The organism is Achromobacter sp. ACM05 (assembly GCF_019218915.1).
GTDB lineage: Bacteria > Pseudomonadota > Gammaproteobacteria > Burkholderiales > Burkholderiaceae_B > Achromobacter > Achromobacter animicus.
In genome coordinates this window covers 476,140-500,303 of sequence record NZ_JAHUWQ010000003.1, presented here as the reverse complement: position 1 = coordinate 500,303, position 24,164 = coordinate 476,140, and the positions used below count along the sequence as shown (strand labels likewise).

At 65.7% G+C, this 24,164-nt stretch carries 19 protein-coding genes; 12 read left to right on the top strand and 7 right to left on the bottom strand.

Going from position 1 to position 24,164, the window contains the following annotated elements; translation table 11 throughout:
• Positions 1-115 precede the first annotated feature (115 nt).
• The 3 genes from KW836_RS20755 (at position 116) to KW836_RS20745 (ending at position 2,847) form a co-directional block, all read left to right on the top strand.
• Positions 116-1,270 (top strand): acyl-CoA dehydrogenase family protein, encoded by a 1,155-nt coding sequence (locus KW836_RS20755; protein WP_218344627.1) that lies wholly within the window; start codon positions 116-118, stop codon positions 1,268-1,270.
• Between the two features lie 11 nt (positions 1,271-1,281).
• Positions 1,282-2,286 (top strand): acyl-CoA dehydrogenase, encoded by a 1,005-nt coding sequence (locus tag KW836_RS20750; protein ID WP_218344626.1) that lies wholly within the window; start codon positions 1,282-1,284, stop codon positions 2,284-2,286.
• 120 nt (positions 2,287-2,406) lie between these two features.
• Positions 2,407-2,847 (top strand): CBS domain-containing protein, encoded by a 441-nt coding sequence (locus KW836_RS20745; protein WP_105239654.1) that lies wholly within the window; start codon positions 2,407-2,409, stop codon positions 2,845-2,847.
• Positions 2,848-2,982: 135 nt separating this feature from the next.
• Here the strand turns inward: KW836_RS20745 and KW836_RS20740 are convergent, their stop codons facing one another.
• Positions 2,983-3,747: a TSUP family transporter gene (locus KW836_RS20740; RefSeq protein WP_218344625.1), complete on the bottom strand. Its 765-nt coding sequence runs from the start codon at positions 3,745-3,747 to the stop codon at positions 2,983-2,985.
• 358 nt (positions 3,748-4,105) lie between these two features.
• Between KW836_RS20740 and KW836_RS20735 the strand changes: the two genes are divergently transcribed.
• The 4 genes from KW836_RS20735 (at position 4,106) to KW836_RS20720 (ending at position 9,586) form a co-directional block, all read left to right on the top strand.
• Positions 4,106-4,984: an FxLYD domain-containing protein gene (locus KW836_RS20735; protein ID WP_218344624.1), complete on the top strand. Its 879-nt coding sequence runs from the start codon at positions 4,106-4,108 to the stop codon at positions 4,982-4,984.
• Positions 4,974-5,867, top strand: coding sequence for an FxLYD domain-containing protein (locus KW836_RS20730; protein ID WP_218344623.1), 894 nt, complete (start codon positions 4,974-4,976; stop codon positions 5,865-5,867). Before KW836_RS20735 ends, KW836_RS20730 begins: the two co-directional genes overlap by 11 nt.
• Positions 5,868-6,191: 324 nt before the next feature.
• On the top strand, positions 6,192-8,783 hold the full coding sequence (gene acnB / locus KW836_RS20725) for a bifunctional aconitate hydratase 2/2-methylisocitrate dehydratase (RefSeq protein WP_218344622.1): 2,592 nt from the start codon (positions 6,192-6,194) through the stop codon (positions 8,781-8,783).
• Positions 8,784-8,989: 206 nt separating this feature from the next.
• A complete protein-coding gene (locus KW836_RS20720; RefSeq protein ID WP_056563184.1) occupies positions 8,990-9,586 on the top strand; it encodes a hypothetical protein in 597 nt (198 codons plus the stop codon).
• A gap of 173 nt (positions 9,587-9,759) precedes the next feature.
• On the opposite strand, the gene KW836_RS20715 is transcribed toward KW836_RS20720, so the two are convergent.
• A complete protein-coding gene (locus tag KW836_RS20715; RefSeq protein ID WP_218344621.1) occupies positions 9,760-11,991 on the bottom strand; it encodes a TonB-dependent siderophore receptor in 2,232 nt (743 codons plus the stop codon).
• 163 nt (positions 11,992-12,154) lie between these two features.
• A complete protein-coding gene (locus KW836_RS20710) occupies positions 12,155-13,072 on the bottom strand; it encodes a pirin family protein (protein WP_175138070.1) in 918 nt (305 codons plus the stop codon).
• Between the two features lie 151 nt (positions 13,073-13,223).
• Between KW836_RS20710 and KW836_RS20705 the strand changes: the two genes are divergently transcribed.
• Together KW836_RS20705 and acnA are read left to right on the top strand one after the other, a co-directional pair.
• Positions 13,224-14,132 carry a LysR substrate-binding domain-containing protein gene (locus KW836_RS20705; RefSeq protein WP_218344620.1) on the top strand — a complete coding sequence of 303 codons (909 nt, stop codon included), beginning with the start codon at positions 13,224-13,226 and terminating at the stop codon, positions 14,130-14,132.
• A 249-nt stretch (positions 14,133-14,381) separates the two neighbouring features.
• Positions 14,382-17,087 carry an aconitate hydratase AcnA gene (gene acnA, locus KW836_RS20700; protein WP_218344619.1) on the top strand — a complete coding sequence of 902 codons (2,706 nt, stop codon included), beginning with the start codon at positions 14,382-14,384 and terminating at the stop codon, positions 17,085-17,087.
• Between the two features lie 153 nt (positions 17,088-17,240).
• Here the strand turns inward: acnA and KW836_RS20695 are convergent, their stop codons facing one another.
• Positions 17,241-18,014, bottom strand: coding sequence for a class III extradiol ring-cleavage dioxygenase (locus KW836_RS20695; RefSeq protein WP_218344618.1), 774 nt, complete (start codon positions 18,012-18,014; stop codon positions 17,241-17,243).
• Between the two features lie 257 nt (positions 18,015-18,271).
• Here KW836_RS20695 and KW836_RS20690 point away from each other — a divergent pair, with 257 nt between their 5' ends.
• From KW836_RS20690 to efp, 3 genes are all read left to right on the top strand, one after another.
• Positions 18,272-19,474: a DUF2863 family protein gene (locus tag KW836_RS20690; RefSeq protein WP_218344617.1), complete on the top strand. Its 1,203-nt coding sequence runs from the start codon at positions 18,272-18,274 to the stop codon at positions 19,472-19,474.
• A 7-nt stretch (positions 19,475-19,481) separates the two neighbouring features.
• Entirely contained in the window at positions 19,482-20,594 is a 1,113-nt protein-coding gene (gene earP / locus KW836_RS20685) for an elongation factor P maturation arginine rhamnosyltransferase EarP (protein ID WP_218344616.1), read from the top strand.
• 127 nt (positions 20,595-20,721) lie between these two features.
• Positions 20,722-21,282, top strand: a complete 561-nt coding sequence (gene efp / locus KW836_RS20680) for an elongation factor P (RefSeq protein WP_006225610.1) — start codon at positions 20,722-20,724, stop codon at positions 21,280-21,282.
• Positions 21,283-21,421: 139 nt separating this feature from the next.
• Here the strand turns inward: efp and KW836_RS20675 are convergent, their stop codons facing one another.
• The 3 genes from KW836_RS20675 to KW836_RS20665 all read right to left on the bottom strand — a co-directional run bounded on the left by KW836_RS20675 (position 21,422) and on the right by KW836_RS20665 (position 24,137).
• Complete coding sequence (locus KW836_RS20675) at positions 21,422-21,880, bottom strand: DUF1178 family protein (RefSeq protein ID WP_175123669.1); 459 nt, start codon at positions 21,878-21,880, stop codon at positions 21,422-21,424.
• A 43-nt stretch (positions 21,881-21,923) separates the two neighbouring features.
• On the bottom strand, positions 21,924-22,628 hold the full coding sequence (locus KW836_RS20670; RefSeq protein ID WP_175123670.1) for a DUF2968 domain-containing protein: 705 nt from the start codon (positions 22,626-22,628) through the stop codon (positions 21,924-21,926).
• 117 nt (positions 22,629-22,745) lie between these two features.
• A complete protein-coding gene (locus KW836_RS20665) occupies positions 22,746-24,137 on the bottom strand; it encodes a sigma 54-interacting transcriptional regulator (protein WP_218344615.1) in 1,392 nt (463 codons plus the stop codon).
• Positions 24,138-24,164: the final 27 nt, after the last annotated feature.

Here is a 24,164-nt window from a genome sequence, read left to right as displayed (position 1 = left end):
CGATACAAAACCCATATCGCAAACCCGCAAAATAATATTGGACAGCTATCAGTGCATTCCCGGATAGTGGCTGTCGGCGCCTGTCGCGGCGCCCTCGCCTGACCCGGAGCGACTGATGATCGACACGCTGGAACTCACTGCCATTCCTCCCGAGGATGAAGCTTTGCGCACCGAGGTGCGCGCCTTCCTGGCCGATGCGCTGGACGGCCTGGAGCCGGATGAGCGCGCCCGTTCATGGATGGGTTTTGACGCGGGCTTCAGCCGCCAGCTTGCCGAACGCGGCTGGCTGGGCCTGACGCTGCCGCGCGAATACGGCGGCGCGGCGCGCGGCCACTTTGCGCGATTCGTGTTGTCCGAAGAATTGCTGGGCGCGGGCGCGCCGGTGTCGGCGCACTGGATTGCCGACCGCCAGAGCGCGCCGCTCATCCTGAAATACGGCACGCCAGCGCAAAAGGACTTTTATCTGCCGCGCATCTGCGCCGCGCAGGCCTTCTTCTGCATCGGCATGAGCGAGCCGGGCTCCGGCTCGGACCTGGCAAGCATCCGCACCCGAGCCGAACCCTTCGCTGGCGGCTGGCGGCTGAACGGCAACAAGATCTGGACGACGAACGCGCACCGTTCGCACTACATGATTGCGCTGGTTCGCACGTCCGGCACCGCGGACGACCGGCATCAGGGGCTGTCGCAGGTGATCGTGGACCTGTCGTTGCCCGGCGTGTCGGTGCGCCCGATCGAAGACCTGGCGGGCGATGCGCACTTTTCGGAAGTCTTCTTCGACAACGTCGAATTGCCCGACGAGGCGCTGATCGGCGAAGAAGGCGGCGGCTGGGCCCAGGTAAATGCGGAACTGGCCTTCGAGCGCAGCGGCCCCGAGCGCCTGTACTCCAGCATCGCCCTGCTGGAGTGCTGGCTGGCGCATTGCCGCGATGGCGGTGGCGATGCCGATGCCGCCAGCCGGACAGCGCTGGGCAGCATCCTGTCGCAGATGGCGGTGCTGCGCGCGATGTCGCTGGCCGTGGCCGGCAAGCTGGCGGCGGGCCTGAGCCCCGCCACGGAGGCGTCGCTGGTCAAGGATCTGGGCACCGAGCTTGAACAGGCGATTCCGCGCCTGATCGGCGATACGCTGGGCAGGCACCCCGACCGCCCCGTGCCGCTGCCACTGCTGCGCACGCTGGCCTATCTGGAACAGGTCGCGCCGACGTTCTCGCTGCGCGGCGGCACCCGCGAAATCCTGCGCGGCATCATTGCCCGCGGCCTTGGCCTTCGATAAGGACGACCGTCATGGACAACATTTTTGGCGACGCCGCCGAACGCCTTTTTGCCCAGACCTGCACCCCGGATGTGATCCGGCGCGTGGAGCGGGGCCAACCGTCCGGTGACGCGTGGCAGGCCTGCGAGGATGCGGGATTCGCGGATGCGCTGGTGCGGGAAGATCATGGCGGCGCGGGCCTGTGCCTGGCCGATGCGCTGCCCGTCGTGCTGGCGGCGGGGCGCCATCTGTGCCCCTACCCCATTGCCCACACGCTGCTGGCGCGCGCGTGGCTGAGCCGCGTGCAGCGGCCGCAGGCGGCGGGGGCCATCGCGCTGGCGCCACACGGCCTTGCCATCGACGGCGGGCGTATCGCGGGCGTGAGCGTAGCGTGGGCGCGCAGCGCTGACTACGTGCTGGCCGGCATCGATGGCCAGACCTGGCTGCTGCCCATGCAGGCGGCGCGCGTCGAATCCAACGGGGTGCACGGCAGCCTGGACGGCGGCGTTTCCTGCGCGCTGTCCGACGCCGAACGCCTCGACAGTCCGGGGCCGCTGGATACGATGGCGGCCGCCGCCTACGCGGGGTTGATCGCGGGCGCCATGGACCGCGTGCTGGCGATGACGCTGGACTATGCGAACCAGCGCGCGCAGTTCGGCAAGCCCATCGGGCGCTTTCAGGCCGTGCAGCAGCAGATCAGCGAGATGGCCGAACACGTGTGGGCCGCGCGCATGGCGGCGCAACTGGCCTTTCAGGGCGATGACGGCCTGCCCCGTCCGCTGCTCGCCGCGCTGGGCAAGGCCCGCGCCAGCCTGGCCGTGCCGCGTGTGGCCGACATCGCGCACGCGGTGCACGGCGCCATTGGCGTCACCGAGGAGTACGACCTGCAGTTGTATACGCGCAGGCTGCGCGAATGGCGGCTCGCGGCGGGATCGGAATCGCATTGGCATGACCGCATCGGGGCTGACGCCCTCAGCAGCCGCAGCGACGCGCTGACCTATCTGCGTACGGCGTTGTACGGCAAGGAAACGGCATGAAGGCCGATCCGCGCCAGCGATTCGCGTCAAAAACACGATGTAACGCGCCCTGCTTGCGGCAATGCCGCAGGCAGGCTTAGGATGGTGCTTCGATCCTCACCACCGATTCGGGAGCACATCGTGAAGACAGTTGCTGAGCTTCTCAGGGAAAAGGCCAATCACGCCGTCGTAACGGTTTCGCCGGATTCGTCGGTCTTCGACGCGATCAAGACGATGGCCGACCGCAGCATCGGGGCGGTGGTGGTGGTGGAGGGCGACGTGGTGCTGGGCATGCTGACCGAACGCGACTACGCGCGCAAGATCGTGCTGCAGGACCGGTCGTCGCGCACGACCAAGGTGCGCGACATCATGACGGACTCGGTGTATTACGTCAGCCCCACCGACACGCGGGAACACTGTATGGCCATGATGACCGAACGGCATTTTCGCCATCTGCCGGTCATCGACAACGACAAGCTGATCGGATTGCTGTCCATCGGCGACCTGGTCAAGGACGTGATGAGCGAGCAGAAATTCATCATTCATGAACTCGAGCGCTACATCACGGGGGAGCGTGGCTGACGGGAGAGTGAGGCCGGCGGTATCTCGCCGGCTGCGCCCGATGGGCCTCGCTTGGCCGGCAGCGCGTAGCCGGCCGCGCCTAGCCGGCCGTACCTAGCCGGCCGTACCTAGCCGGCCGCACCTAACCGGCCGTACCTAGCCGGCCGCCAATATCCTCGTCGCCGGGACGATGAGCCCCAGGCCGGCGGCCAGCAGCAGCACGAACACCATCCGCTTGACCTTCTTCATCGAATTCTCGGTGCTGTAGCGGCGCGCAAACCACGTCACGCCGATCACGACCGGCAGCGCCTGCACGCTCAACCAGAACGACGACACCATGAACGCGCCCTGCACGGTCACGAGCGCCAGGCGCACGGTGGCATTGAGCGAGAAGAGAATCAGCAGGCTGTTGCGGATGGTGGCCAACGGCAGCGGCTGGCGGTACAGGTGATAGACCATCGGCGGACCGGCGCTGGAAAACAGGCCGCCCAGCACGCCCGAAACGCCACCGAAAAATACGCTGGAAGTGCGGGACGACAACTGCGCCAGCGGCTGGGTCCGCGTCACGAGCAAAATGGCGCACGCCAGGATGGTGACGCCCAGCAGCAACTGCAGCAACACCGCCATGGATCCGCTGATCCACGTCAGCGCGGCCACGCCCACCCCGACGCCGGCCAGGCTGCTGACCGCGGCAGGAGTCAGCAGCGACCAGTTCACCTGCGGCTTGGCGCGCAGCAACGTGACGCCCGCATTGACCAGGGACAGCACGCTGACCACGTTGGCGACTTCGGACACCGAGGCAAGCTGGAACACGCCCGACAGGCCCAGCAGCACCAGGCCGAACGCAAAGCCCGTCATCGTCTGGGCATAGGTGGCAAGCGCCACGCAGGCCAGAAACAGCAGATGTTGATAGATGCTCATGCAGGAAGAGCCAGACCTCGGCTCTGCCCGGCTGCGCGCCAATTGGGGCGGCAGGAGAGCGGATCGACGGGAAACGGCAGCGTAATAGTTGATGTGACAACGATTTTTCGCCGGGGATGATAGCACCGGGTGCGGCACGCATTCCGGCCCCGATATCGCCGATTCCACACATATGGTCACAAACTGATGCGCTCATGCACCCCGGGTGCGGCCGGCGGCCGCTATCCTTGCCGCCCGGTAAGCCCTTCACGCCGGTCCCGCCGCGCCATCCCGGTTCGCGGCGCGCGGCCGGACCGCCTGCGTAGCGTAAATGACGCCCAGCGTAAATGACGCCCCGCGTAAAGGACGCCCCGCGAGAATGACGCCCAAACAGACCACTATCAACACGGTGACGCTGACCTGCTCCACGTGCGGCAGCGCCAGTTTCACCAAGCTGGACACCAACGAATACCAGTGCAGCCACTGCCATGCGGTGACGCTGGTCGAAGACAACGTCGCGCAGCGGCTGGAAAAGATCCTGCGCAACATCCAGCAGCCCAAGCCTGCGCCCATCAAGCCCGCCGCCATCGCGGCGATCTCGGCGGCGATCCTTGCCGCCGTCGTCATTCCGCTGGTCGTCTCATCGCTGGGTTCGCGCCCGTCGCCCCTGCCCGCCCGCATTGTCGAACCGCCCATCGACGCCTCGCTGGTCAAGCTGACGGACGTGCAGGAGATCAAGACGCGCGGGCGCAACGAGCTGGTCATGATCGTGCGCAACGAGACCGGCCGGAAGATCGACGTGCCGCGCGTGACGGCATCGTTCTTCCAGGGGGACCTGTCGCTGTCCACCGTGTCGGGCTCGGCGCCCGCGCGCTCGCTGGAACCGGGGGAGTACACGCCGCTGAAGATATCTTTGCCGTCCAAGGCGTACAGCCGCTACGACTTGCAGGTCGGCACGCCGTCGCCCGCGCGCGGCAAGAACAACGACGTGGCTGCCAGCCGCGTTCAGCTTGTGCGCAATGACGGCAGTTACCGTCTGGTCGGCCTGATCCGCAACCAGGGCACCAACCCTGCCAGCAGCACGCAGATCACCGTCATGCTGTACGGCGCCGACGGCGGCCTGATCGGCACGGGCAACGGCTACGCGACCGCCAGCCCGCTGGCCCCCGACGCGCTGACGTCCTTCGACGTGCGCTGCGAAATGCTGCGCGATGGCGAGGTCGCCTCCTACGATTACATGGTGCAAAGTGAAAGCTGATCCCTCCTCCTCCCGGCGCCTGTCGCGGCCGGCCCTGGCAGGGCTGGCGCTGATCCTGTTTGGCGCGGGCGGGTATGCCGCGTGGAAATACACCGCGCTGGGATCCGCCAGCCCGCCCCCGCCCCCGGCGCAGGCCGTGGCCAAATCCGCCGAGCCCGAGGCCGAGCCGCCCGTCAGCCGCATCGTGCGCGTCAGCCCGGCCAACACGCGGGTCATCGACCACGTCCGTCTGACCACCGAAGAACTGCTGGACCCGGATTTCGCCCTGTTTGAAGCCGGGGCGTTGAAGCTGTCCGCACCTCGCCGGCTGCTGGACGAAATCGAACGCCCGGTGCTGTATGCCGAACTGGTCAACACCAGCGACCAGTTCGTAGCGCTGTCGCCCCGGGCGGAAATCGCGGTGTTCGACGGGTCGCGTCCGCTCGAGCTGCGCCAGGCCTGGAGCCTGCCGACGCATCTGTACCCTGGCGAGCGCGTGCCCGTGGCGCTGACCGGGCGCGTCGAACGCTTTACGGAAGTGAAAACCAACTGGCTGCCCGCCAAACGCGCTGCCCTGCCCGGCCCGCGTCCGCAGTTGGCCGTGACGGTGGAAAACACCGAAGCCGCCATCGGCACCGGCACGCTGAACTTTACCTACCGCTTCCGTTACAAGTACGTGACGGTGCACGGCCGGGTGCGCAACGACAGCAGCAGCGAGGTCGAAAAGGTGCGCGTGTGGGTCAGCCTGTATGACGCGCAGGATCAGCTCACGGGCGCCACGTTCCAGGAACTGCGGGTGCCGCGGCTGCCGCCGGGCGACAGTGCGCCGTTCCAGGTGGACGTCAAGCAATACGGCGGCAACTTTGCCCGCGTCGGCGTGGTGTACGACGCCACGGCGCCCTGATCGGCTGGCGGTGGGCTGTTTTACCGAAGCGGCCCACGGGGCCGCTTTTTCTTTGCGGGGCGCCTGGGCCATTGTCGTCCAGGCGCCCCCACCTCCCCACCCCGCTGCCGCGTGCCCGACTCCTGCCGCACGACTCCAGCCGCCCGAGGCCCGCAGCCGACGACCAACGCCGGACGCCCGTCGCCCCGCCAAGGCGTCGCCACCCAACAACAGCTATCGGCTCAAGTCTTATATAAGATATAAGACATTTGCTACCGGCCCCCACTTGCTTCTACAATTCCGGCCGACAACCCTTCTTCCAACCCGACTTTGAGCAGGCCTCACATGCTGGATACTTACCGCCAACACGTCGCCGAACGCGCGGCTCTGGGGATTCCCCCGCTGCCCCTTACGGCCAAACAAACCGCTGAACTGATCGAACTGCTGAAGAACCCGCCCGCTGGCGAGGAGCAGAACCTGGTCGAGCTGCTGACGCATCGCGTGCCGGCCGGCGTGGACGATGCCGCCAAGGTCAAGGCCTCCTACCTGGCCGCCGTGGCGCTGGGCAAGGAAGCTTGTGCGCTGATCAGCCGTGCCAAGGCGACTGAACTGCTGGGCACGATGCTCGGCGGCTACAACATTGGCCCGCTGGTCGACCTGCTGGATGATGCGGAAATCGGCACCATCGCCGCCGATGCGCTCAAGAAGACCCTGTTGATGTTCGACGCCTTCCACGACGTGAAGGAAAAGGCCGACAAGGGCAACGCCAACGCCAAGTCCGTGCTGCAAAGCTGGGCCGACGCCGAATGGTTCACCAGCCGTCCGGAACTGCCGGAAAGCCTGACCATCACGGTCTTCAAGGTCCCTGGCGAAACCAACACCGACGACCTGTCGCCCGCCCCCGACGCCACCACGCGTCCCGACATCCCGATGCACGCCCTGGCGATGCTCAAGAACAAGCGCGACGGCGCTGCGTTCGAACCGGAAGAAGACGGCAAGCGCGGCCCGGTCAAGTTCATCGAATCCCTGAAGGAAAAGGGCCACCTGGTCGCCTACGTGGGCGACGTGGTCGGCACGGGTTCGTCGCGCAAGTCGGCCACCAACTCGGTGTTGTGGTTCACGGGTGAAGACATCCCCTTCGTGCCGAACAAGCGCTTTGGCGGCGTGTGCCTGGGCAACAAGATCGCCCCGATCTTCTACAACACGATGGAAGACGCTGGCGCCCTGCCGATCGAACTCGACGTTTCCAAGATGGAAATGGGCGACGTGGTCGAACTGCGCCCCTACGACGGCAAGGCCATCAAGAACGGTGAAGTCATCGCCGAATTCGAGGTCAAGTCCGACGTGCTGTTCGACGAAGTGCGCGCCGGCGGCCGCATTCCGCTGATCATCGGCCGCGGCCTGACCGCCAAGGCCCGCGAAGCGCTGGGTCTGGCGCCCTCGACGCTGTTCCGCCTGCCCAAGGATCCGGTCGACTCCGGCCGCGGCTACACGCTGGCCCAGAAGATGGTCGGCCGTGCCTGCGGCCTGCCGGAAGGCAAGGGTATCCGCCCGGGCACCTACTGCGAACCGAAGATGACCTCGGTCGGCAGCCAGGACACCACCGGCCCGATGACCCGCGACGAACTGAAGGACCTGGCCTGCCTGGGCTTCTCGTCCGACCTGGTGATGCAGTCGTTCTGCCACACCGCCGCCTACCCCAAGCCCGTCGACGTCAAGACGCACCACACGCTGCCTGAGTTCATCAGCACGCGTGGCGGCGTGTCGCTGCGTCCCGGCGACGGCGTGATCCACTCGTGGCTGAACCGCATGCTGCTGCCCGACACCGTCGGCACCGGCGGCGACTCGCACACCCGCTTCCCCATCGGCATCTCGTTCCCCGCCGGCTCGGGCCTGGTGGCCTTTGCCGCTGCCACCGGCGTCATGCCGCTGGACATGCCGGAATCGGTGCTGGTCCGCTTCAAGGGCAAGCTGCAACCCGGCGTCACGCTGCGCGATCTGGTCAACGCCATCCCGCTGTACGCCATCAAGCAAGGCCTGCTGACGGTTGCCAAGCAAGGCAAGAAGAACATCTTCTCCGGCCGCATCCTGGAAATCGAAGGCCTGCCCGACCTGAAGGTCGAACAAGCCTTTGAACTGTCGGACGCCTCGGCCGAACGCTCGGCCGCCGGTTGCTCGGTGTTCCTGAACAAGGAACCGATCATCGAGTACATCAACAGCAACATCGTGATGCTCAAGTGGATGATCGCCAACGGATACGAAGACGAGCGCACGCTGGGCCGCCGCATCAAGGCCATGGAAGCCTGGCTGGCCGATCCCAAGCTGCTGGAGCCGGACGCCGACGCCGAATACGCCGCGGTCATCGAGATCGACCTGGCCGACGTGCATGAGCCCATCGTTGCCTGCCCGAACGACCCCGACGACGTCAAGACGCTGTCGGAAGTCGCCGGCGCCAAGATCGACGAAGTGTTCATCGGCAGCTGCATGACCAACATCGGCCACTTCCGCGCAGCGTCCAAGCTGCTCGAAGGCAAGCGCGACATTCCGGTCAAGCTGTGGGTCGCTCCCCCGACCAAGATGGACGCCACGCAGCTGACCGAGGAAGGCCACTACGGCGTGTTCGGCACCGCCGGCGCCCGCACCGAAATGCCGGGCTGCTCGCTGTGCATGGGCAACCAGGCGCAGGTCCGCGAAGGCGCCACGGTCATGTCGACCAGCACCCGCAACTTCCCGAACCGCCTGGGCAAGAACACGAACGTGTACCTGGGTTCGGCCGAACTGGCCGCCATCTGCTCGAAGCTTGGCCGCATCCCGACCAAGGACGAGTACATGGCCGACATGGGCGTCATCAACAAGAGCGGCGACCAGATCTACCAGTACCTGAACTTCGACAAGATCGCCGACTACAAGGACGTGGCGGACGTGATCGAGGTCTGATCCCGACTCCCCTGCCAGGCCTCGCGGCCTGAACAACGGCCCCGTGCAATCGCCCGGGGCCGTTTTTTTTGCCTTTATCCGGGCAATTCGGATCGGCGCGCAGCCTGTATAACGAAACGTTTCAATACAATCCAGGCATGCCGGTGAGACGTCGGCCGCCAACGCCGGGAAAGCCCCGGCGCATTTTTCCTGGAGGAAGCCTGCCAATGATCCGGCTATTGCCGCCGACGCTGTTGCTGACGCTAGCCGGCTGCGCCACCGCGCCGCCCTCGAATCCCGACAACATCTGCGCCATCTTCCGAGAGAAACCGGAATGGCACGACGCGGCGCTGGACGTGCAGAAGAAATGGGGCGCCCCGGTGCCGGTGCCCATCGCGATGATGTACCAGGAGTCTTCCTTCAAGCACGACGCTTTGCCGCCGCGCTATTACTTTCTGGGCTTCATCCCGTGGGGCCGCGTCAGTTCCGCCTATGGGTATGCGCAGGCCAAGGACGAAACCTGGGCCGACTACAAGCGCGAAGCGGGCGGCTGGACGTCCAGCCGGGACAACTTTGCCGACGCGCTCGACTTCATGGGCTGGTACATGAGCAAGACGCAGCGCATCAACGGCATCTCGAAGTGGGATGCGTATGGGCAGTACCTGAACTATCACGAAGGCTGGACCGGATACCGCAACCGTAGCTACGACCGCAAGGCGTGGTTGAAGACCGTGTCGCAGAAAGTGCAGGCGCGCGCCGAGAAATTTACCGCGCAGTACAAGAGCTGCGAGTCGAGCCTGTCGCGGGGCGGATGGTTCTGGTAAGGCGGCGCCTGTCGGGTGTCTGACACCCCGCAGAGACGGCGGCACAGGCTGAGGATCGTCTCCCGAGGGTGTCAGACACCGTTGTGCACCTGCGCGGCGACAGGTCAAAAAAAATCCCCCGCGCCGCAAGGCTTTCGGGGGATTTTTCATGTACGGGCATCAGCCCGCAGCGATCAGAAGTCCATGCTGGCCGACAGCGAGAACGTGCGCGGACCGCCCAGGACGAGGTAGCCGTTGCCCGGATAGCCGCCCACCGACGACCAGTAGTTGCGGTTGGCGATGTTGTCGACGCGGGCGCGCAGCGTCACGACGTGGCCGTCGACGTCCATCATGTAGCGCAGGCCGGCGTCAAAGCGCGTCCAGCCGGGAACCTTGAGCGTGTTGGCGTCATCGGCATACGACGAGCCGGTGTAGACCACGCGGCCATCGATGGCCAGGCCTTCCACGCCCGGGATGTCCCATTCCACGCCCATGTTGGCCTGGAAGCGCGGCACGCCGATCACGCGGTTGCCGTTCAGCGAGGCGGTGCCGGTCTTGACCTGCTTGGCATCCAGCCAGGTCAGGCCGCCAAGGAGACGCACGCTACGCACGGGCTCGCCGAAGACGGTCAGTTCGACGCCTTGGTGGCGGTCTTCGCCCGAATTGGTCAGCTCGTTGCTGGCGTTGTAGGCCGCGCGCGGCTTGTCGGTCGAGAAGAACGCCAGGCCGCCACCGAGGCTCTCGCCTTCATACTTCACGCCCACCTCCTTCTGCTTGGACACGAAGGGCGGCAGGCTCTGGCCCACGTTCGGCACCGGACGGCCGCCAGCGGTCGCAGGCGCGGTCGGGCCCGCTACCAGGGCTTCGATGTAGTTGGCATACAGCGAAACGCTCGGCGCCACCTTGAACACCAGACCGAAGGCCGGCGAATTGTGGCTGGCGTCGTAGGCGCCGCTTTCCGCGCCGGTGTTGTAGGCGTAGTCACGTTGCGACATGCGCTGATGACGGATGCCGGCGGTGAACAGCACCTTGTCGTCAAGGAAGGACATCGTGTCGCCGATGGCATAGCTGCTCAGGCGGGTACGGCCCTGCAACGCGGGGTTGTCCAGATCGTTGCCGCGCAGCGCGCCGGCACTGAATGCAGGCTTGTCGTAAGAGATGGGATCGTAGATGTTCGTGGGGAACGTGTTGCGGAAGTCCATCACGTACGCGTTCTTCTTCTTCAGATCGAACCACGAGGCCGACACGACGAATTCGTGACCCACGGGACCGGTGCGCAACTTGCCGCGCAGGCCGATTTCTCCCGTGTTGACGCTGTCTTCACGGGTGTTGTCGAAGCGGTAGAAGTTGCCAGCGCCGGTGCTGCCATTGGTGAGCGTGATGTTGCCCAGCGAATTGGCTTCGTCGCTACGGCGCATGCCGAACGCGCCGTACGCGGTCAGCTTGTCGCTGAAGTCATGTTCGGCGCGCAACGTGCCGAAGACGTCGCGCTCGTTGGAATAGGTCCACGGCTGCGCATAGTTCGAGCTGGCGTCTGGCGCATCGGGCACGGTCGTGACACCGGCGCCCAGCGTCACGTTGGGACGCGGACGCTTGAGCTTGTTTTCCTGCCAGCCGATGTCGGCGGACAGGCGCGTATCGGCCGACCGCCAGTCCAGGCCCAGCGAAACGACGCTGGTGCGGCTGTGCTCGTCATCGATCGCCGTGTCGCCGCTGCGTTGTGCGGCGTTCAGGCGGATGCCGGTGCTGTCATCCGGGCCGAAGCGGCGCGCGATGTCGGTGGAAAGCTGGAATTGGCCGCCGCTGGAAACGCCCGTGGTGACGCGCGTCAGCGGTTCGTTCGGCGCGCGCTTGGGCACCAGGTTGATCACGCCGCCGATGCCGCCGCCGCCGGGCGTCGCGCCGGTCAGAAAGGCGGTTGCGCCGCGCAGCACTTCCACGCGCTCGAACAGCTCGGTGGCGATGTATTGGCGGGGAAGCAGGCTGTAGAGGCCGTTGTAGGCCACATCATCCGAGCTCAGGATGAAGCCGCGAATGAAGTATGACTCCTGGAAATTGCCGAAGCCGCGCGCCACGCGCACGCCCGAGTCGTTCTGCAGCACATCGCCCACGCTCTTCGCCTGACGATCCTGGATCAGCTCATTCGTGTAGCTGGTCACGCTGAACGGCGTGTTCATGAAATCCTCGGTGCCGAGGATGCCGACACGGCCGCCGCGGGCCACCTGGCCGCCCGCGAACGGCGCCGACAGGCCGCCGGCGGACGCGTCAGCGCTCGCCTCGACCCGGATGGCGTCCATCGAGGTCACGGGACCGCTGGTCGTGGCGGGCTGGGTCGTCTGGGGGGCTGTCTGGGGCGCGGTCTGGGCGTGGACGGCGCCAAAGCACGGCAGCGCGGCGGCCATGCAAGCGAGAGTTCTGATTTTCATATGGGGACGCTGGTGGTGCGGAAACAAGCTCCGCGGTGCGGTGGGGAGATCCGCTTGAGAGATCTGACGCGCTAGATGTTACCAAAAGAGAATCGTTCTCATTGCGTCCCTCAAGAAGAATCCGTGTCCAACGTTGCGGTTGAACAACAGATTCCGTCCTAAATCAGCAGATGCTCAATGCATCTTCCGCCGCCGGGCTCTCCACGGCGTCGTATGCCGTCAGCGCCTCGGCAAGGGCCGCATCGGCAGCCGGCGTGATGCCGGCGCCCTGCTTCGACGCCGCCACGACGGCGGGGCCGGCCACCAGCACAAAATGAACGGGCACCTTGCCTGCCATCAGCAGCAGCACGCCTTCTTCACCATCCGGCGTGGCGCTGGCGGCAGCGGCGGAACCGGCGGGCAACACCGCAAAGTCCGGATCGCCCCCCGCCACCTTGGGCAGCGGCGGCCCGCCCTTGCTGCGGTGCCGGGCGCGCACGCCCAGGTCGCCCTGCACCGCATAGAACCAGGCATTCCAGCCAGGCGGCATGGGCAGGAGCGTCGTCGCGCCCGGCCGCAGCCAGCCGTCCAGGATCAGCAGCGGTTCGGGCGTGCACAAGGGCGATTCAAGACCGGCATAGCTGCCCGCCACCACGCGGACCTTGCCCGAGGGGGTCTGGATGACCGGCATGTCCGCAGCGCGCAGCAACGACGTAGACGGCGGCAGGGACTTCAGATGCGCCGGGTGGTCGATGAAGATCTGCAGCCCGTGCAGCGTGGCATCGCCTGCCGGCCGTTGCGCGTGCACGATGCCTCGCCCGGCTTGTGTCCACTGCAGGTCGCCCGCGCGGATTTCGCGATTGTTCTCGATGCCTTCCAGGCTCTGCATGACGCCCGTACTGTCTTCCAGCAGCAGCGTCGCGGCGCTGACGCCGGCGTGCGTATGTGGCTCAAACGTGGGACCCGTCATGACGAAGTGGTCCACCAGCACCACGGGCGACATGCACCCCGAAAAATCGGTATGGCGGAACTGACGGATGGTGCAGGCGTCGCCCAGGTAGCGGCTGGATCCGGCGATGACGGCGCTGAGATGAAGAGTCAAAAAGTGCTGCCTTGCTGTTTGCTGAACATGTATTGCGGCGACAGCTTATGAGGTCGGCCCGCCGGACAGTAGGGGCCAATTTCAGGAATAATTGTCCCGGCCGTCAGGACAATGCCATCAAATTTTCGAATTTCTCCTATTAAAACGCTGTATGCCTAACTACGTTCATCGCCTTGAAGACCTGCTGCTTTTCAGTGAAGTAGTCGAAAAAGGTGGCTTCTCGGCGGCCGCACGTGTGTTGAATATGCAACGTTCCAAGCTCAGCCGCCGGGTTGCGGAGCTTGAAGCGCGCCTGGGCGTGCGGCTGCTTCAACGCAATACGCGCCGTGTGTCGCTGACGCCGATGGGCGAACAGATACATGCCCACGCCCAGGCGCTGGCCCGCGAGGCGCGCAGCGTCTTCGATCTGGCTGCGTCGATGGGCGATGCGCCGGCCGGCATGCTGCGCATCACCGCGCCGGCGCCGCTCGCGACGCGGGTGTTGGGCGGGCTGGTCGCCCGTTTCTGCGCGGACCATCCGCGCGTGCGGGTGCTGCTGGATACCCGCGACCAGATCATCGATTTGGTCGGTGAAGGCTACGACCTGGCGTTCCGCGCCCAGGCGTCTTCGCTCACGGATGCCAAGCTCAATGCGCTGGAAATTGCCCCTGTGCCGCTGGCGCTGGTGTGCAGCCCTGCGATGGCCAGATCCGCACCGCGCCACCCGCGCGATCTGGCCGCCCTGCCCCTGCTGGCCCACGGCACGCAGGACGGCCCGCACACCTGGCGGCTGACCGGGCCAGCGGGCGAGATGGAATCGGTGGAGTTCCAGCCGCGCAGCCTGAGCAGCAATATGGATACGCTGCGCGCAATGGCGGGCGCGGGGCTGGGCGTGGCGCTGGTCCCGCGCTATCTGTGCGGCCCCGAACTTGACCAGGGCGGTCTGGCGCACATCCTGCCCAACTGGTCGGCGGCGCCCGCGCGGATCTACGCCGTCATGCCCGCGCGCTGCGGTGAGCCGCTGGCGTTGAAACGATTTCTTGAATACGTGGCCGCGGAGCTGCCGGCGCGCCTGATCTAAGGGCCATTCTTGCGCGCGCAGGGTCTTGCAGGCTTGGCGCGCGTCCGCCAAAGTAAGGGTTTCGCCGAATCCGGACCGGTCTGGGTCGATAAAGGGCCGGAACTTTGACGCGTCGCCCAAGTCTTATATAAGATATAAGACATAAACCAAGATATAGACCCTCGGCAAACTTGTCCAAGAGACAATGACAAACCTGCCGAAACGCCTGAAAATGCCGCCTTCAGCCTGGGCAAAACCACGGAGTCCATCATGCCGCACAACACCCTAGACACACTCAAGAATTTCAAGATCGGCAACAAGTCCTGTCAGTTCTACTCGCTGCCGGCGCTGGGCAAATCGCTCGGCATCGACGTGCAGCGGCTGCCGGTCTCCATCCGCATCGTGCTGGAATCCGTGCTGCGCAACTGCGATGGCAAGAAAGTCACCGAAGAACACGTGCGGCAGCTCGCCAACTGGCAGGCCAACGCCAAGCGCGAAGATGAAATTCCCTTTGTGGTCGCCCGGGTCGTGCTGCAGGACTTCACCGGCGTGCCGCTCTTGGCCGACATCGCGGCCATGCGCTCGGTTGCCGACAAGATGGGCAAGAGCCCCAAGAGCATCGAACCCCTGGTGCCCGTGGACCTGGTGGTGGACCACTCGGTCATGATCGACTATTTCGGCACCAAGAACGCGCTGGACCTGAACATGAAGCTGGAGTTCAAGCGCAACCAGGAGCGCTACCAGTTCATGAAGTGGGGCATGCAGGCGTTCGACACCTTCGGCGTCGTGCCGCCGGGCTTCGGCATCGTCCACCAGGTCAACCTGGAATACCTGGCGCGCGGCGTGCACCAGGACAAGAAGAACAACGTTTTCTACCCCGATTCGCTGGTGGGCACCGACAGCCACACCACCATGATCAACGGCATCGGCGTGGTCGGCTGGGGCGTGGGCGGCATCGAAGCGGAAGCCGGCATGCTGGGCCAGCCCGTGTACTTCCTGACGCCCGATGTGGTGGGTGTCGAGCTCAAGGGCCAACTGCGCGGCGGCGTCACTGCCACCGACCTGGTGCTGACCATCACGGAAATGCTGCGCCGTGAAAAGGTGGTGGGCAAGTTCGTCGAATTCTGCGGCGAAGGCACCGCCAGCCTGACCGTGGCCGAACGCGCCACCATCGGCAACATGGCGCCCGAGTACGGCGCCACCATGGGCTTCTTCCCGGTCGACGAACGCACCATCGACTACTTCCGCGGCACCGGCCGCACCGAAGAGGAAATCGCCGCCTTCGAGGCCTATTTCAAGGCGCAGAAGATGTTCGGCGTTCCCGCGGCCCAGGACATCAATTTCACCAAGCTGCTGACGCTGGACCTGTCCACCGTCGCCCCGTCGCTGGCTGGCCCCAAGCGTCCGCAGGACCGCATCGAGATCGGCAACGTCAAGAACACGTTCATCGACCTGTTCTCCAAGCCGGTCGCCGAAAACGGCTTCAACCAGCCCGCCGAAAAGCTGGATCAAACCTTCACCACCAGCACCGGCACCAAGATCAAGAACGGCGACATCCTGATCGCCGCCATCACGTCCTGCACCAACACGTCCAACCCCAGCGTGCTGCTGGCGGCGGGCCTGTTGGCCAAGAAGGCCGTGGAAGCCGGCCTGACAGTGCCCAAGCACATCAAGACCTCGCTGGCCCCCGGATCGCGCGTGGTCACCGAATACCTGACCAAGACGGGCCTCTTGCCCTACCTGGAAAAGCTGGGCTTCGACGTGGCGGCCTACGGCTGCACGACCTGCATCGGCAACGCCGGCGACCTGACGGCTGACCTGAACGAAGCCATCACCAGCAACGACCTCGTTTGTTCGGCAGTGCTCTCGGGCAACCGCAACTTCGAGGCGCGCATCCACCCGAACATCAAGGCCAACTTCCTGGCCTCGCCGCCGCTGGTCGTGGCCTACGCCCTGGCCGGCACCGTCACGCGCGACCTGATGACCGAGCCCGTCGGCCGCGGCAAGAATGGCGACGTGTGGCTGGGCAACATCTGGCCGACCACCGAGGAAATCGACGCGCTGCTGAAGTACGCGCTGGACCCCGAGGCCTTCGAGGCCAACTACGGCCAGGTCAAGAGCAACCCCGGCAAGCTGTGGGAAAACATCAAGGGCGTCACGGGCGATACCTACAACTGGCCCGACTCCACGTACATCGCCGAACCGCCCTTCTTCGAAGGTTTCGGCATGACGCCGGGCGCGATGCCCACGGTCAAGGGCGCGCGCGCGCTGGGCGTCTTCGGCGACTCGGTCACCACCGACCACATCTCGCCCGCCGGCTCCATCAAGGAAAGCTCGCCCGCCGGCAAGTGGCTGAAGGAAAACGGCGTCATGAAGGCCGACTTCAACAGCTACGGTTCGCGACGCGGCAACCATGAAATCATGATGCGCGGCACTTTCGCCAACGTGCGCATCAAGAACCTCATGATTCCCGCGCTGCCGGACGGCAGCCGCTTCGAAGGCGGCGAAACCCTGTTCCAGCCCACCGGCGAACAGATGTCGATCTACGACGCCGCCATGAAGTACGTCGCGGCCGGCACGCCCACCGTGGTGTTCGGCGGCGAAGAATACGGCACCGGCTCGTCGCGCGACTGGGCCGCCAAGGGCACCCAGCTGCTCGGCGTCAAGGCGGTCATCACGCGCAGCTTCGAGCGCATCCACCGCAGCAACCTGGTGGGCATGGGCGTGCTGCCCCTGCAGTTCAAGGGCAACGACAGCGTGCAGTCGCTGGGAATCACCGGCGAAGAAACGTACGACATCTCGGGCCTGGAAAACGGCATCAAGCCGATGCAGGACGTGACGTTGACGATCACGCGCAAGGACGGTTCGAAGCAGGACGTGACCGTGCTGCTGCGTATCGACACCCCGATCGAGGTCGATTATTACCAGCACGGCGGGATCCTGCCGTTCGTGCTGCGCCAACTGCTTGCTGCCTGATCGTCAACGGTCGCAGCTTAGTAAATACGCCCCGGGACCTTGCGGTTCCGGGGCGTTTTTCATGGGCGGCAGAGGTGTCTGACACCCTCCAGAGATATCTTCGGCTTGCCGCCGTTTCTCAACGGGTGTCAGACACCAGGTAATGGCGCGAGCTTAATCAAACTGATAGGCGTCCATCGCCAACGCCGCGTACGACACCTCGTCATTCAGCCGCCGCGCCTTCGTGCCGCCCGCGCCTAATGCCACATACAGCGGCATCAGATGATCGTCATGCGGATGCGCCTGCATCGCGCCAGGCGCCTGCGCCTGCCAATCCAGCAGCGCAGGCACGTCATGATGCGCCAGCTTGTCCGCGTACCACGCCTGAAAGCCCGGTACATAGTCGGCCGCCGGCGCGTTCTGCGGCATGCGGACGTGGCGCAGGTTGTGCGTCAGCGACCCCGAGCCGATGATCAGGATGTCTTCGTCGCGCAGGCGCGCCAGCGCGCGGCCCAGTTCCATCTGTCCCGCCGCGTCGCGCCCCATGTCCAGTGACAGCTGCACAACCGGCACATCCACATCCGGGTACAGATAACGCAGCGGCACCCAGGCCCCGTGGTCCAACGGGCGCCGGGGATCACGCTCGGCGGCGATGCCCGATTCGGCCAGCAGCGCCTGCACGCGCGCGGCCAGTTCGGGCGACCCGGGCGCGGCGTACTGCAGCGCGTAAAGCTCCTGCGGGAAGCCGCCGAAGTCGTGCCAGGCGACCTGCTGATCGCGGGTCGAGAGCGCCAGCCCCTCGCCCATCCAGTGCGGCGAAACGACCAGGATGCCGCGCGGCTTGCGGCCCTGCGCGGCGCTCCAGTCCGCTAGTGCGGGGCCGGTGCGGCCGGGCTCGACGGCGAGCATGGGAGAACCGTGGGATACGAAAAGCGTCGGCCAACGCATGGCTGTGCCTCCAGAAACAATAACGATGCCGCCATTGTCGGCCGATTCAAACGAGCAATAAACCCCCGGCCTCGGGATAATCTGTTGCCCGATAAGCATCAATGAAGATCGTGCGCGCTTGGGAAGTCTGCCGTGGTCACGCCCCTACCGGACGGCGGCGGGGTCAGTCAGGTCGGCGCGCAATGGACCGTCACCCCGCCGAGGGTGCCGGGCGTTAAACTACGTCGTTACACACTGAATGGACGTTCCCCGAAGTTATGGCCCGATCCCGCAGCCAATCCGCTCCCCGCATGACCCGTGACGCTACCCGGCTGGTCGCGCTTGCCCAGGCGCTGAACCGCTCGGGCAGCCGCGTCGAAGACGTCTTCTGGGAGACCCAGCTTGGCGAAGCGATCCCGAAGCTGCTCAAGGCTGGCCAGGACGCCCCGCTCGAAGCGGCGCTGGACCACCTTGCCCAAAGCGACGTGGGCGCCTACGAGGTTCTGATCGAACAGGCCGAAACCCTGTCCGAATCGATGAAGATCGAGAAAAGCGGCGTTCGCTACGACATCCTGCTGATCGTCGCGCCCATCGTCGCCTGGACCCGCTACGCCATTCCCACCGGCCCCATTTCGGCCAGCGCGCAGCAAGCCCTGCTGGCCCAGCTTCACGGGCATGTCCTGTCGAGCAATGCGCGCACCACATTGATGCCGCTGCTGGTCAGCGTGGACCAGATGCCGCGCACGTTCTCCGAGACCTGGCAATGGCTGCAACGCCTGGGCTCGCAGGCGCTGGGCGCCGAGACCACCAAGCCGGCGCTGAACACCGACACCGAAACCGCGAACATGCTGGCCGACACGCGCTACATCGTCGGCACGGTCGCCGTGCCCGAAGGCGAGCCGATCTTCCGCTGGCAGGAAAAGCTGGGCGATGCCGACGCCAGCCGTGATGCCTGCCTGGCGCAATGGGCCGCGCAAGCGCAGCCCACGCTGGCCGCGCTGCTGCCGGGGTGCGGTTTCGAGGCCCTGCTGCCCGACGCCTACTACGTCAGCAACCGCGAAGCCGACCGTCAGGTGCGCCCGCTGTCGCTGCGCGCGGCGGTCAGCTGGCTGGAAGGCGCCGTCAACCTTGAAGCCTCGCAGCTCCGGGCCGTGGTGGCCGGCTGCGGCGAAGGCCGCATCGACGAATACCGCATCGGCTTTACCGCGCGCAGCAGCAACGACGTGTATTACGGCTGCGTGTGGCCGCTATACGGCCGCGAGGAAGACCTCGTCATGGACGAAGGCCAGCCCGACGTGGTCGACGAAATCGCGGCACTGCTGAAGGAATACGGGGTCACCGACGTTCGCCGCATCCCCGGCGTGCTGCCGCCCGAGTACTGCGAGGACTGCGGCGCGCCCTACTTCCCGAATCCCCTGGGCGAACTGGTGCACGCCGAACTGCCCGAGGACGCCGAGGCCGCCCCCGCCCAGTTCCACTAGGCCAGCCATGCAAGCGGACATTTTCTGCCGGGTCGTCGACAACTACGGCGATATCGGCGTCTGCTGGCGTCTTGCGCGCCAGCTCGCGCGCGATTTCCAGTGGGATGTCCGCCTGTGGGTCGACGACCTCGCCAGCTTCTCGCACATCCAGCCCGGCATCTCGGCCGACGCCGCGCGCCAGCAGTTGTCGGGCGTCGACATCGTGCATTGGTCCGATGCACCGGACGCCACGCTGCAGGCGCGCGACGTCGTGATCGAGGCGTTCGCGTGCGATCCGCCCGAGGCCTTCGTCGCGTCCATGCGCCGCAGCCACCCCGTCTGGATCAACCTGGAATATCTGAGCGCCGAAGCGTGGGTCGAAAGCTGCCACGGGCTGCCGTCGCAGCGGCCGGACGGCCTGGTGAAGCACTTCTTTTTTCCGGGCTTTACGCCGGCCACGGGCGGCCTGCTGCGCGAACCGGCCCTGGCCGTGGAGCGCGAAGCGCTACAGGGCTCGGCGGACATGCAGGACGCCTTCCTGCGGTCGGCCGGCGTGCCGGACGATGCGCTAGCGCTGCGGCGCAGTGGCGCGCGCACCGTGTCCCTGTTTTGCTATCCGTCGGCGCCGGTGGCCGAACTGGCCCAGGCCCTCGCGGCCGACACGCGCCCCACCCTGCTGCTGGCGCCGCAGGGCGTCGCGCCCGCGCTGGAAGCGGCCTGCCAGTCGGCTGGCGCGCCGCGCGTCGTCCGGTTGCCCTTTCTGGCGCAGCCCGATTACGACCGCCTGCTGTGGTGCGCGGACCTCAATTTCGTGCGCGGCGAAGATTCCTTCGTGCGGGCCGCCTGGGCCGCCCGGCCGCTGGTCTGGCAGATCTATCCCCAGGACGAAAACGTCCATCTTGAAAAGCTGGAAGCCTGGCTGGCGCGCTATCCGGCCCCCGAAACGGCACATGCGCTGATCCGCGGCTGGAACGAGTCCGAACCCGGCCGCACGGCCCCGGCCGTCACCGCCGCGCTGGCGCCCGACGCCTGGCGCGCGTGGTCCGACGCAGCCCGCGACTGGAACGCCAGCCAGTCGGCCCTGCCCGGCCTGGCCGAAAATCTGGCCACGTTTTGCGCAGAGTTGGCCAAGAAACGTTAGAATAGAGAGTTTTCTGAGTTGCCCTGAATCTGTCGGGCCTCAACTATGACGCCTCCCGGGGTGTGCAAAGCCTCACGCGGCTTATGCAAGCACGGCGAGTGCACCCATCACCCCCGGAGTTTTATCGATGAAAACCGCTCAGGAATTGCGAGTCGGAAACGTGGTCATGGTCGGCAAGGATCCCCTCGTGGTCCAGAAGGCCGAATACAACAAGTCTGGCCGTAACGCCGCCGTGGTCAAGCTGAAGTTCAAGAACCTCTTGACCGCCTCGGCCAGCGAATCGGTCTACAAGGCCGACGAAAAGTTCGAAGTCGTTCAACTGGATCGCAAGGAATGCACGTATTCCTACTTCGGCGACCCGATGTACGTCTTCATGGACGAAGAGTACAACCAGTACGAAATCGAAGCCGAAAGCATGGGCGACGCGCTCAACTACCTGGAAGAAGCGATGCCCGTGGAAGTTGTCTTCTACGACGGCCGCGCCATCTCGGTTGAACTGCCCACCACGCTCGTGCGCGAAATCACCTACACCGAACCCGCCGTCCGTGGCGATACCTCGGGCAAGGTGACCAAGCCGGCCAAGATCAACACCGGCTACGAACTGAACGTGCCGCTGTTCTGCGCCATTGGCGACAAGATCGAAATCGACACCCGCACCAACGAATACCGCAGCCGCGTCAACAACTGATCCGGCCCAGCGCAAAAAAGCCAGACCATTTTCGGTCTGGCTTTTTTTTGGGCGGTGGGTGGCAAGGTGTCTGACACCCTTTGAGACGCTGCTTCAAACTGCAGATCATCTAGCCAGGAGAGCCGGACACCTCGGCGCGCTATTGCAGCCGTTCGTCGTCCAGAAAATCCGGCACGGCCATGACTTCGATGCCGTCCTCGGCCAGGGCTTCGCGTTCTTCCACCGTGGCGGTGCCGCGGATGGGGCGGTCGTCGGCGTCGCCTTCGTGGATGCGGCGCGCTTCTTCGGCGAAGCGGGGGCCGACGTTTTCGGTGCTGCGCACCAGCGCACGAACCTGGCGCATGACGGCGGCCTGCAGGGCCGCCATCTTTTCCGCGTCGGACGCGCCGGCCGGCACGAGCGGCTGGGCCGCGGGCGCATGCAGGTGGGCCACGTTCAGCCGGGGAGCGGACAGGCGCTTGGTGATGGTGGCCGACCCGCAGACGGGGCACGTGACAAGGCCGCGCGCTTGCTGCGCGTCGTAGTCTTCGTGCGACCCGAACCACCCTTCAAAGATGTGGTCGTGGTCGCACTGGAGGTCAAAAACTTTCAGAGCCATGGCGTCTATATGGGGTGCAACGCCCAGAGTACAAGAAGGCGCGCTACTTGGCCCGGGTTTGCGCTGCCGGATTGCCGACCTGCGCCTGTTGCGCCTGCAAGGCGTCGATCTGACGCTGCAGGTCGCGCAGTTGCTGGCGCACGTCCTTCTGCTGGCCGGCCAGCGCCGTGGCTTCCTCGCGCGATTGCTGCTGACGCGCCGCGACCTGCTCTTCCTGCTGCAGCCGCACGGTGCGGTCAGCTTGCAGCGCGCTCAATTCGGCGCTGCGGCTGGCCAACAATTTTTCGGCATGCGCGTTTTCGGCCTGCATCTTGATGCGCTTGATGTCCACTTCGGCGAGCTCGGCGGACTGCGCGACGAACGCGCGGTACGTGGCTTCGGCCTGCTTGTCGGACTTGGTCTTGATCACGCGCCAGAAGTCCTTCTGCTGAAACAGCGCGACGTAATACGTCAGGTCGTCGGGCTTGAACAACAGGCTGGCGCCGTAGGTGCCGTTGTAGGCTGTGCGCAGCTCCGACACCTGGCGGTTCTGGATCAGGCTTTGCAGCTCCGACACCGTGGAGGCCGGACGCGCAGCCGGCGGCGGCGCGGGCGGTGTCACGGGCGTGGAGGCGGCCTGCGTGTCCTCGACCTGTTTAACCGTGGGCCGGGGCGGTTCCGGCTGCGCGCTGGCGCAAGCGGCCAGACTTGTCAGGACCGAGCCCAACAACGCCACGCGGGTGGCGCCACGGATAAATTGGACGTTCATATTTACCCCAAAAAAACGGTTGCGGAACTATATCAATTTATTTCTGCCGACAGAGCAACGCTCGTCTGATTCGGCTTCGAAACTGTGGCCCCGTACGGGCCATTCCCTATTGCGGGTTCAAGTCGTCTCGGCAAGGCCGTCGGCCGATTCGTTCTGCGCGGCGCCCAAGTGCAGCTTGCGCATCTTTTCCCATAGCACCTTGCGGCTGATGCCGAGCGTGTGCGCGGTGTCCTGACGGCGCCAGCCATTGGCTTCCAGCGCCGCGAGCACGCGTTCGCGTTCGGCGCGTTCGGCATCGGTGAAGCTGGCGGGATCGAATCGCACAGCCGCCGTGCCGGCCAGCCGAAGCGGTTCGGCCAATTGATCGAAGATGCGCTCGATGCGCGGCTGGTCCCAGGCCTGAAACTGTCGCCGCACGATGGCGACTCGCTCGGCCACGTTGGACAGTTCGCGCACGTTGCCCTCGTAGCGCGTGCGCGCCACGCGGTCCAGCAGCCATGGCGGGGGCTCGTCCTGCACGCCCTGGCTCAGCAGCAAGGCGCGAAAGATCGCCGCCTTCTCGTGCGGACCGCGCTGCTCCAGATTGGGAATGCGCAGCTCGATGACCGCCAGCCGGTAATACAGATCCGCGCGGAATTCGCCCTGCCCCACCAGCATCCGAAGATCCTTGTTGGTGGCGGCAACCAGACGAAAGTCCACCGGCACCTCCGCCGTTGAACCCAGCCGCGTCACCGTGTTCTGTTCCAGCACCCGCAACAGCTTGACCTGCTGGTACAGCGGCAGATCGCCGATCTCGTCCAGGAACAGCGTGCCGCCGTGCGCCTGCTCGAAATACCCTTTGTGCGCACCGATTGCACCTGTGAACGCGCCCTTCGCGTGGCCAAAGAAATGCGCTTCGAAGAGGCCTTCGGGGATGGCGCCGCAATTGACCGCCACGAACGGACCCGCGCGCCATGCGGCCTCGTCATGCAGCAGGCGCGCGATACGCTCCTTGCCCACGCCGGTTTCGCCGTGGATCAGCACATTGCTGCGGCAGTCCGCGTAGACCTCGGCTTCGGCCAGCAGGTCCTGCATGGCCGCGGATACGGCGATCAGCGGCTGCTCGCGCCGGGGCGCCGCGCGGTCCAGCTGGTTCAGCGCGCCCAGCAATTCCGTCAGCAGCTTGCGCAGGTCGGCGCTGGTAAAGGACAGCGGCAGCGTGTACGAGTATTCCGGCGGGTAGAAGCGCGGATCGCGCCCGCGCGCCTCCGCCGCCACCCAGATGACCGGCATGCCTTGCGCCGCCAGCCAGTCGTAGCCGCCGAAGCGCTTGTCGCCCATCACGGACACGGACACCAGCGCCACCGCGCGCCGCGACACGTCGCGCGGCGGCGGGAACGCCGTGCCGGCGTCGGCCCGGATCAGCGACACATCCATGCCGGCCAGACAGCGTTCGGCGCGGCTGGCGATGTCGGAGGCGCCTTCCCAGACGTACACGTCAAAATCTTCGCGCACGAAATTCTCGCTCATCGCTTGGCCCATGCGGGAGGGAAGGAA

Coding starts and splice junctions, on each gene's coding strand:
- KW836_RS20715 (WP_218344621.1), bottom strand. CDS start 11,991: ATGAAAATCAGAACTCTCGCTTGCATGGCCGCCGCGCTGCCGTGCTTT.
- KW836_RS20690 (WP_218344617.1), top strand. CDS start 18,272: ATGGCCCGATCCCGCAGCCAATCCGCTCCCCGCATGACCCGTGACGCT.
- efp (WP_006225610.1), top strand. CDS start 20,722: ATGAAAACCGCTCAGGAATTGCGAGTCGGAAACGTGGTCATGGTCGGC.
- KW836_RS20750 (WP_218344626.1), top strand. CDS start 1,282: ATGGACAACATTTTTGGCGACGCCGCCGAACGCCTTTTTGCCCAGACC.
- KW836_RS20695 (WP_218344618.1), bottom strand. CDS start 18,014: ATGCGTTGGCCGACGCTTTTCGTATCCCACGGTTCTCCCATGCTCGCC.
- KW836_RS20705 (WP_218344620.1), top strand. CDS start 13,224: ATGCCTAACTACGTTCATCGCCTTGAAGACCTGCTGCTTTTCAGTGAA.
- earP (WP_218344616.1), top strand. CDS start 19,482: ATGCAAGCGGACATTTTCTGCCGGGTCGTCGACAACTACGGCGATATC.
- KW836_RS20670 (WP_175123670.1), bottom strand. CDS start 22,628: ATGAACGTCCAATTTATCCGTGGCGCCACCCGCGTGGCGTTGTTGGGC.
- KW836_RS20755 (WP_218344627.1), top strand. CDS start 116: ATGATCGACACGCTGGAACTCACTGCCATTCCTCCCGAGGATGAAGCT.
- KW836_RS20675 (WP_175123669.1), bottom strand. CDS start 21,880: ATGGCTCTGAAAGTTTTTGACCTCCAGTGCGACCACGACCACATCTTT.
- KW836_RS20735 (WP_218344624.1), top strand. CDS start 4,106: ATGACGCCCAAACAGACCACTATCAACACGGTGACGCTGACCTGCTCC.
- KW836_RS20665 (WP_218344615.1), bottom strand. CDS start 24,137: ATGAGCGAGAATTTCGTGCGCGAAGATTTTGACGTGTACGTCTGGGAA.
- KW836_RS20740 (WP_218344625.1), bottom strand. CDS start 3,747: ATGAGCATCTATCAACATCTGCTGTTTCTGGCCTGCGTGGCGCTTGCC.
- KW836_RS20720 (WP_056563184.1), top strand. CDS start 8,990: ATGATCCGGCTATTGCCGCCGACGCTGTTGCTGACGCTAGCCGGCTGC.
- acnA (WP_218344619.1), top strand. CDS start 14,382: ATGCCGCACAACACCCTAGACACACTCAAGAATTTCAAGATCGGCAAC.
- acnB (WP_218344622.1), top strand. CDS start 6,192: ATGCTGGATACTTACCGCCAACACGTCGCCGAACGCGCGGCTCTGGGG.